We start from the raw sequence: 8,247 nt of genomic DNA on the forward strand, positions 1-8,247 counted from the left end.
CACCCAGGCCTCGCGGCCCTCCAGGCCCCAGGTGCTCGCGGACGAAGTGCGCACCTCGCGTCCCGAGGAGCGCACGGTGGACCGCGCGATGACGGAAGCCCTGGCCTCCGACGCGGCGGAGGCCGCCGCGAAGTCCGCCGTGGACGAACTGCTCCCGGGACGTCCGGGCCAGGACCGGGACATCGAGCGCGTCCTCGCGACGGAGCTCGTCGCCGAGCTGGCCGAGTCCGCGGTGCGGCAGGTCCTGGACGACGGCCACGACACCACCTCCGAACGGGACCTCGCCACCAGGGTCGCGACCCAGGTGGCCGAGGCCACCGCCGGCGTCGCCGTGGACGAAGTGATGGATCGCCGGGCCACCTCCCCCGAGGAGCGCGCCCTCTCCACCGCCGAGGACGGCGACGCACACGACCTGGAAGAAGCCGAGAAGGTCTGGACCGCCGACGCCTGGCAGCGGGATCCGGAGAGCGTGCCCGCCCCCGCCCCCGACGAGCACCCGGACGAGGACGAGGCCGAAGAGGTCTGGACCGCCGACGCCTGGCAGCGGGATCCGGACAGCGCTCCTGGAAGCAACCCTGACGGGGAGGACCTGCCGGAAGGCTCGGAGCGTGGCGAGCAGGACGGCGTCTCCATCTCCGTCTCCATCATCGCGGGCGCGGCCCCCACCGACGTGGAGCCGGAGGTCGAACTGCCCGACGAGTCCCACGACGAGCTGCCACCCAGCCGCCGCGTCCCCCTGTCGATCGTGACCGACGACGACGTTCCCCGCCGGGACGACCCGGAGCAGGACGCCTCCGTCTTCGCCCGTCCGGAGGAAGCCGCTCCACCCACGGGGTTCGCGGGGCGCGCGGCGGGCATGTTCTCCCTGGCGAAGGAGATCGCCGGTCAGGCGCTCGCGAGCGACGGCCTGGGACGCGCGGTCGGCGCGATGCACGGCCTGATGGAAGCGGTGCGCACCGGCCTGGGCACCGGCGGCGGCAGCCGGCTGGACGACTACGGCAAGGACGCGGGGTTGGTGGAGAACCTCCAGCCGGTCCTCGACTTCCTCTATGAGCAGTACTGGCGCGTGTCCGTGGAGGGCGTGGACCAGGTGCCCCGGGGCGCGGCCATCCTCGTCGCCAACCACTCCGGCGCCCTGCCCTACGACGGCCTCGTGATGTCCCAGGTGCTCCTGCGCGAGCGCCCGGATCTGCTCGAAGCGCGGTGGCTGGTGGAGGATCAGGTCTTCCACGCGCCCATGCTGGGCACCCTCTTCAACCGCCTGGGCGCCGTGCGCGCCTCGCCGGAGAACGCGCTGCGGCTGCTGGACGAACGCCGGCCGCTGGTCGTCTTCCCGGAGGGCTACCAGGGCGCGAGCAAGCCGTTCGCGGAGCGCTACCGCCTCAAGCGCTTCGGACGCGGCGGGTTCGTGAAGCTGGCCCTGCGCACCGGCGCGCCCATCGTCCCGGTGGCCATCGTCGGCGCGGAGGAGACGTCGCCGCTGCTGGGCCGCATCCCCGGTGGGTTCCTCGGGTTCCCGTCGCTGCCGCTCACCGCCCCGGGCCCGCTGCCGGCCAAGTGGACCATCCGCTTCGGCGAACCCCTGACGATGGAGGGGCTGCCCCCGGAGTCCGCGGACGACCTGGGCGAGGTGCAGCGGCTCACCGAACGGACGCGCGAAGCCATCCAGTCCATGCTCCAGGCCCTGCTGCGCGAGCGCCGCTCCGTGTTCGCGGGCTAGCTGAAGGCCTCGCGGGGAGGCACCGGCACGACCGGGGGCGCTTCAGCCGCAGACGCGGTTGCGCCCCTGGGTCTTGGCTTCGTAGAGGCGCTCGTCCGCCGCGCGCACCAGCTCCGCGGGCTCGCGGTGGTGCGGCTCCAGCGTGGCGACGCCCACCGACAGCGTGACGGGGACGACCTGCTTGTCGAACTCGAAGCGCTGCCGCTCCACCAGCTTGCGCACCTTCTCCGCGAGCTGCCGCGCGCCGCCCAGGGAGATTTCAGGCAGCAGCAGCGCGAACTCCTCGCCGCCGTAGCGGGCGAAGACGTCCTCGCGCCGGATGCGCGTGCGCACGGTGGAGGCCAGTTGCTTGAGCACCGAGTCCCCCGCGAGGTGGCCGAAGGTGTCGTTGACCTCCTTGAAGTGATCCAGGTCCAGCATCACCAGCGACAGCGTGCGCTCGTAGCGGCGGCTGCGGGAGATTTCGCGGTCCAGCTGCTCGTCGAAGTAGCGGCGGTTGTAGATCTGCGTCAGGCCGTCCATCGTGGTCAGCCGGTAGATCTCGTCGTGGTACGCCGCCTCGATGTTGCCGCCCGCGATGAACTTGAAGATGGTGCGGCCAATCTTCACCAGGTCGCCGTTCTGCAGCGACCGGCCTCCCGCCGCCACGTCGTCGTTGACGAACGTGCCGTTGGTGGAGCCCAGGTCCTCGATGCGCACACCCTTCGTGGTGTTGGTGATCCGCGCGTGGTTGCGGCTCACCGCCTCCTGATCAATCTGGATGTCCGCCTTGGACGAGCGACCAATCAGGGTCTCCTCGCGCGTCAAATCGAACTTACGCCCCAGGTCCAGGCCGTAGATGACCACCAGCGCCGCGTCCAGGTTGACGGGGCGCTCGGAGATCTTCGAGATGACGGTGACGACCGTCTCCTTCTGGCCCATGGCGTCGGTAAACGTATCACCGCGCAAATCGTGAAAGCGAATTCACGGCCGGCATGGGTGCCTTCCCAGGTCGCAGAAGCACTGACACCCTGGTGCGTCAGGGCACCCGAACGGTGCGCACGGCGGTGACGGCTGGCCGCAGCGGCAGGTGCAGCCCATCCACCAGGGACGCCGCGAGCACCACCTCCGTGCCCCAGCACGTGGCGGGCAGCGCGAGGGACACCTCGCCCGACCGCGAGGCCAGGTCGCTCGACACCAGCACGCCGTCGCAGCCCGGGCCGCCACCGCGCACGCTGAGCAGCACCCCGCCGTCGTCGGTGAGCCCGGGGCCCACGTGGAAGCCGTCCACCCGCACCCGCACGGTGGCCCCACGGTCCAGCGAAGCCCCTTCCGCCGGCTCCACCCACGTCACCTGGGGCCGGCCCTGGTGCAGCGTGGACACGGAGCGGGTCGCCTCCGCGAGCGCCTCCGGAGCAAACCCACCGGACTCCGCCAGCGCCGGAGCGCCGAGCGACGCGCCCTCCGCCGTCGTCACGCGCAGGGCCTCCACCGACAGCGAGGCGCGCGAGCCTTCCGTGTCGCCCTGGAAGGTGCGGTCCTCGAAGCCCGACGGAGGCACGGGCAGGCGCACGCCGGACACCGCGCGGCGGCCGTCCATCACCACCGTCCAGCGCCGTCCGGCCGCGTTGGTGAAGGTCGCGCGCACGACGGTCGCCAGCAGCACCGTGGCGTCCAGCCGCCATTCGCGGGGCAGCAGGCCGTGCCACGGCAACAGGTCCGGGTTGTAGCGGGAGCCTTCCGGGACGGCGAGGAAGGCGTCGGAGAACGTCACCGGCTGAGTGCCCTCCGGATCGAAGCGGGGCGCCTCCAGCGGGGCGAACACCGCGCTGGTGGCGGTGCCCGCGGACGCTTCACCCACCAGGGAACCCGACGACGCGAGCGCGAGCAACCGGTACGGCTGCCCCTCCAGACCGTGGTGCGCCGGGGCCATGCGCACGCGCACGAACCCCGGGGTCAGGAGGCCCGGCTGTGTGTCCGTGAGCGGATCCGACGGGCTGGTGTTGACGGCGGCGCCCAGGCCCAGCGGCACCAGGCCCCGGCCGGGCGCGGCGACCGTGCCCAGCACCACGGCGCGTTCCGGATAGCCGTCGCGCAAGCGCGGAAGCGCGGGGATGCGCACCACGAACGGGAAGCCCAGCGGCACCTGCTGGAAATCATGGGCCACCAACGGGCCGAGCACCGTTTCTCCCCCGCCCGGGGGTCGCAGCGTGAACTGCACGTCGCGTGAGAGGGAGGAGGAGAACCGCCCCGACTGAGGCAGCGCGCGTGCCAGGAGCAGCAGCGGATCCGTCCCCGGATCCATCATCCCCGCCGGAAGCTCGCCCGACGGAACCTGCGCGGTGAGGGCCCACGCCGAGCGCGTGCCACAGGCGCCCGTGCGCATGGCCACCTCCGGCTCCGCCACCTCGCGAAGCCGGGAATCACAGACGCCGGCGATGCCAGGCGCGACGATATCGGGCTGTGACAAGACGCCCAGTCCGAACACCCAGACGTTGTCCGGCACCAGGAACTGGCGCGTCGAGCTTCCCAGCCGCAGGTCCACCGGCCGCTCGGGTCCCGCCACCTGTCCGGGGGCCGCCTCCGATGCGAGCCCTGGCACCGACAGGCCCGTCAGCCCCAGGGTCAGCGCGCCACCGGAGCCCACCGGCGCGAAGTTGTTGAACAGGGCGCGCACCCCTCCCTCGCGGTCCGCCGGGTTGCGGCGCAGGGGCAGGCGCAGATCGCGCGAGCCCTTCGTGTCGTAGTGCGCCAGGGTGAGGTAGCCGAAGTCCTCGTGGAACACGGACACGCCCACCTCGCCCCGCGCGGCGACCACGGCCACACCCACCGCGTCCGTCGACTCGCGGGCCAGCGTCTGGCCCAGCGTGTCCGACACCAGCACCGAAGCGCCTTCGACGGGATGCCCGGTGAGCGCATCCGTCACCAGCACCCGCAGCGAATCCGGGGTGACATGGGCTGGCAACACGGTGACGCGCGCGCGGCACGTGGCCGGGCCCACCCGGGCCTCCACCGCTTCGGTCTCCGCGCCGGGCGAGGCCAGCGTGAAGGTGGCCCGGGCCCCGGTGCCGCTGCCCGTCACGAGCGCGGCCACGGCCTTCCAGGTGATGCCCTGGCTCAGGACGACGGCCTGCCCCTTGCCGTCGGATACCCACGCCTCGAAGCGCACGGAGGTGCCCACGGGCGCGACGATCCGTTCCGGCACGACGCGACAGCCGGCGGCGATGTTCTCCGGAAGGGGGCTGCCGCAGGTGCCGTCGCGACACACCTGGCCCGCCTCACAGGCGTCATCCCCGGTGCAGAGGGCGGGGACACAGCGGCTCGCGTCACAGCGACAGCCCAGCGACTGCTCACAGGCGAGGAGCGCGTACCGCGATCCCCGGCGCTCCACCGAACAGTCTTCGTCGCTCCGGCACGCGGCCTCGCAGCGGGACAGGGCGGTGTTGCAGAAGAAGAGGGACGGATCCGCGCAGTCCTGGTCCACCGTGCACGCGGCACCCGGGCCTTCGCCCTGGATGATGGGACCATTCGCGTCGTCCATCGCGCAGCCCATGGCGCACGCCAACAGCAATGCGAGCACGAGGCCGGGGGACCGGACCGTCAGGGGGACTGGACGCATGGGGGGAACTCCGAGGGGGACCGGCCTTGCCCGGACCTTACAGGGGGAGCGCCCGTGACGCGACCCGCCCGTCTCATCCCCTGCGCACATCCGGGAACACCGTGGGAGCCCGGGCGGACGGGAAATCAAACGGGCGGGCAGGCAAGTGTCGGTTGGAATCCGGCGCCCGGGGTCCCAGAATCGCCCGACGATGGCGCGCAGTGAGCCCAAGACGCTGGAGAGCCTGCTTCCCAAGGTGCTGGCGCGCCTCGCCGGTGAGTCGGGCCGTGCCATGTCGCTGATGCCCCTCTGGGTGGCCGCGGCCGGGGAGAACACCGCGCGCCACAGCCGCCCGCACCACCTGGAGGGCAAGACGCTCGTCATCACCGTGGAGAACGCGGAGTGGGCCCAGGCCCTCACCCGCCAGGCCCCGTCCCTCTGCGAGCGGCTCAACGAGAAGCTGGGCCCCGGCACCGTGACGGCCCTCGCCTTCCAACTGGAGTCCCGATGAGGAGGGCCGCGCTGCTGGGCGTGCTGCTCGCCACGGCATGGGGCCCCCTGTCCCCCGCCTCCGCCGAGCCACCGCCCTCGAAGGTGGCCTCCGTCACGCCCATCGACCCGGCGGCCCAGGCCCTGAAGCCTCCCGTCGCGGCGGAGACGCCACAGTCGCAAGAGGCCCGGGCCCGCATGCACGTCGCCCGCGAGTTCGAGCGCGTGGGCCGGCGCGCGCCCACCAGCGACAAGGCCCTGGAGACCGCGGCCCGGCGGCTCGCGCGCGAAGCCCTGAGCGAGTTCACCACCGGGGCCCCCGACCTGCTCACCCTGACCGAAGCCGTCAGTGAGTCCGGCGCCGCGGATCCGTCGCCCCGGGTCCTGGTCATCCGCGCCTGGGTGCACGCGCACGCCATCGGGACCTTCCTCGCCCGCACGGACTTCAACAGCGAGCGCGCGAGCCACTACGGCGTGGGCGTGGCGTTCCTGGGAGAGCGGGCCGCGCTGGTGCTGCTGCTCGCGGACCGCAAGGCGGAGGTCCTCCCCTTCCCCCGCGCGCTGGCCGCGGCCAGGACGGAGCGCGTGGTGTGCGGCCGGCTGGTGTCGCCGCTGCGAAGTCCCGAGGTCTTCATCACCCGGCCGGATGGCGAGGTGGAAGGCGTTCCCCTGTCGCGCGCACCGTCGGGGACCTCCGGCTTCTGCGCGCGGCTGCCATTCACCCGCCCCGGCGCCTACACCGTGGAGGTGGTGGGCCAGGGGGATGCGGGACCGGAGGTGGCCTCGCTGTTCCTCGTGCAGGTGGGCACGCGCTCGGAGCGCGGCGAGCGCGAGGCGACCCGCGAGCCCACCACCCTGGCCGAGGCCCGCGACGCCCTCTACGAGCGCATCAACGCCCTGCGCCGAGCACACCACCTGACGGAGCTCGCGCCGGATCCGACGCTGGAGGACGTCTCGCTGCGCTACAGCGCGCGCATGGCCGCCGAGGGCTTCTTCGCCCACGTCGCGCCGGACGGCGCCACCCTCACGAGCAGGCTGCCGGAGGGCACGCGTTACATCCGCGCCGGGGAGAACCTGGGGCTGGCGGCGGGCCCGCTCGCCGCGCACTTCGGCATCGAGCACAGCCCCGGCCACCGCAAGAACCTGATGGACCCCACCTTCCGCTTCATGGGCGTGGGCGTGGCCTTCCAGAAGGTCGACGGGCGCAACCAGGCCATCCTCACGGAGGTCTTCACCGCGGCAGCGCCCGGTACGGCGGCCTCCACGGATCCGCTGTCGGACGCGTACGAGGCCCTGGCCCGGCACCGCGCCACGCTCAAGCTGCCGCCCCTGGTGCGCAGCGATGCGCTGGAGCGACTGGCGCGGGAGCACGCCCGCCAATCACTCGCCCAGGACGAACCCTCCGCCGGTGCGGGCGACCCGTCCCCCCTGCACGAGCGGGTGTTCTCGGTGCTGCCCGACGCGGGCACGGCCGCGGTGGACTTCTTCGTCGTGGGAGACCCGGGCGCCATCCCTGAATCCCGCAGCCTCGCCACCGCCACCAACACCCGCGTGGGCGTGGGGCTGGTGAAGGGCAACTCCAAGCGCTTCGGGCAGGGCCAGTACTGGGTGGCCGTCATCTACGCCGCGGTCCACTGAAGCGCCGCACGCGCACGCAGTGCGGAGGCGACGTCACGTCGGACCTCCAGGCGAACACGGTGCTCTGGAACTTCTTCACGGCGCATCCCATGCCCTGACATCAAGCGCAGGGCCGCCAACCGTTTTCCCTGGCCGGAAGGTCGGGGGCGGAGGCGCGACGAAGGGATGTCCACGCGGACTCCGGCCACGTCCCCCTTCGGGCGTGGCCGGAAAACAGCATCAGCACCCCGAAACAAAAGGGCGCGCCCGTCGATAACTAGACGGGGCGACGCTGGGTCGCATAGGCCTCGAGCCCCATCTGCGGAGGCGCGAGGTTTGCGTACATCGGGCACTTCATGCACGTGAACGACTGCCACCCACGACGCACGGCCTCATCGAGGCAGTTGTCGTAGTGGTTGCAGTTCAGGTTGCGATGCGTCTCGACGCCTGCCCGCTTGGGGCCGGCTTCGGGATTGATGGTCTGCGGCAGATCGGATGGACACGGCTTCATGGAGCCTCCCCTATGAGCTGTTTCCCCCCCCGAGGTCTGTGAACGAGCAGTGCTACCGACGACAGGTACGCCTGACGACACGACGGCGGTCCGGAGTAGCGCTCAACGGCGGCGCAACGTAAGGATTCCCTCCGGCTCGCGCAACGGGTGGACAACCCGCTGGACCAGCCCGTGGGCGCGGGATCTAGGACTTGTCGGGCCGACTGTCAAACCGACCCCCGCCCACCTGTTGGGGAATGTCGACTTCAAACCTCTCGTTCCGATGCCGCAAGGCCGCGATGTGAAAGGAAGATTCCATGAGTTGGACGGGCTGGGTGGCGGGCTGGGTGACGG

Annotated in this window: 6 protein-coding genes; 3 read left to right on the forward strand and 3 right to left on the reverse strand. The window is 72.1% G+C overall.

Annotated elements, in window-relative coordinates:
- On the forward strand, positions 1-1,720 hold a 1,720-nt coding region (locus D7Y13_RS34190; RefSeq protein ID WP_147452555.1), incomplete at its 5' end, for a lysophospholipid acyltransferase family protein.
- Between the two features lie 42 nt (positions 1,721-1,762).
- Here D7Y13_RS34190 and D7Y13_RS34195 read toward each other — a convergent pair.
- Together D7Y13_RS34195 and D7Y13_RS34200 are read right to left on the reverse strand one after the other, a co-directional pair.
- Positions 1,763-2,641, reverse strand: coding sequence for a GGDEF domain-containing protein (locus D7Y13_RS34195; RefSeq protein WP_120533013.1), 879 nt, complete (start codon positions 2,639-2,641; stop codon positions 1,763-1,765).
- A gap of 97 nt (positions 2,642-2,738) precedes the next feature.
- A complete protein-coding gene (locus D7Y13_RS34200; RefSeq protein ID WP_120583614.1) occupies positions 2,739-5,318 on the reverse strand; it encodes a dickkopf-related protein in 2,580 nt (859 codons plus the stop codon).
- A gap of 190 nt (positions 5,319-5,508) precedes the next feature.
- Between D7Y13_RS34200 and D7Y13_RS34205 the strand changes: the two genes are divergently transcribed.
- Together D7Y13_RS34205 and D7Y13_RS34210 are read left to right on the forward strand one after the other, a co-directional pair.
- The gene (locus D7Y13_RS34205; protein ID WP_120533015.1) at positions 5,509-5,808 is read left to right on the forward strand and encodes a DciA family protein; all 300 of its coding nucleotides are present in this window, start codon (positions 5,509-5,511) and stop codon (positions 5,806-5,808) included.
- Positions 5,805-7,424, forward strand: coding sequence for a CAP domain-containing protein (locus D7Y13_RS34210; RefSeq protein ID WP_120583613.1), 1,620 nt, complete (start codon positions 5,805-5,807; stop codon positions 7,422-7,424). The genes D7Y13_RS34205 and D7Y13_RS34210 overlap by 4 nt, the downstream gene beginning before the upstream one ends.
- A gap of 256 nt (positions 7,425-7,680) precedes the next feature.
- Here the strand turns inward: D7Y13_RS34210 and D7Y13_RS34215 are convergent, their stop codons facing one another.
- Complete coding sequence (locus tag D7Y13_RS34215) at positions 7,681-7,914, reverse strand: hypothetical protein (RefSeq protein WP_014396719.1); 234 nt, start codon at positions 7,912-7,914, stop codon at positions 7,681-7,683.
- Positions 7,915-8,247 lie beyond the last annotated feature (333 nt).

Origin of the sequence: Corallococcus praedator (genome assembly GCF_003612125.1) — a bacterium.
GTDB classification, from domain to species: Bacteria; Myxococcota; Myxococcia; order Myxococcales; family Myxococcaceae; genus Corallococcus; species Corallococcus praedator.

Bases quoted from the DNA above. Each gene is read 5' to 3' on its own strand.
- D7Y13_RS34195 (WP_120533013.1), bottom strand. From the start codon at position 2,641: ATGGGCCAGAAGGAGACGGTCGTCACCGTCATCTCGAAGATCTCCGAG.
- D7Y13_RS34200 (WP_120583614.1), bottom strand. From the start codon at position 5,318: ATGCGTCCAGTCCCCCTGACGGTCCGGTCCCCCGGCCTCGTGCTCGCA.
- D7Y13_RS34205 (WP_120533015.1), top strand. From the start codon at position 5,509: ATGGCGCGCAGTGAGCCCAAGACGCTGGAGAGCCTGCTTCCCAAGGTG.
- D7Y13_RS34210 (WP_120583613.1), top strand. From the start codon at position 5,805: ATGAGGAGGGCCGCGCTGCTGGGCGTGCTGCTCGCCACGGCATGGGGC.
- D7Y13_RS34215 (WP_014396719.1), bottom strand. From the start codon at position 7,914: ATGAAGCCGTGTCCATCCGATCTGCCGCAGACCATCAATCCCGAAGCC.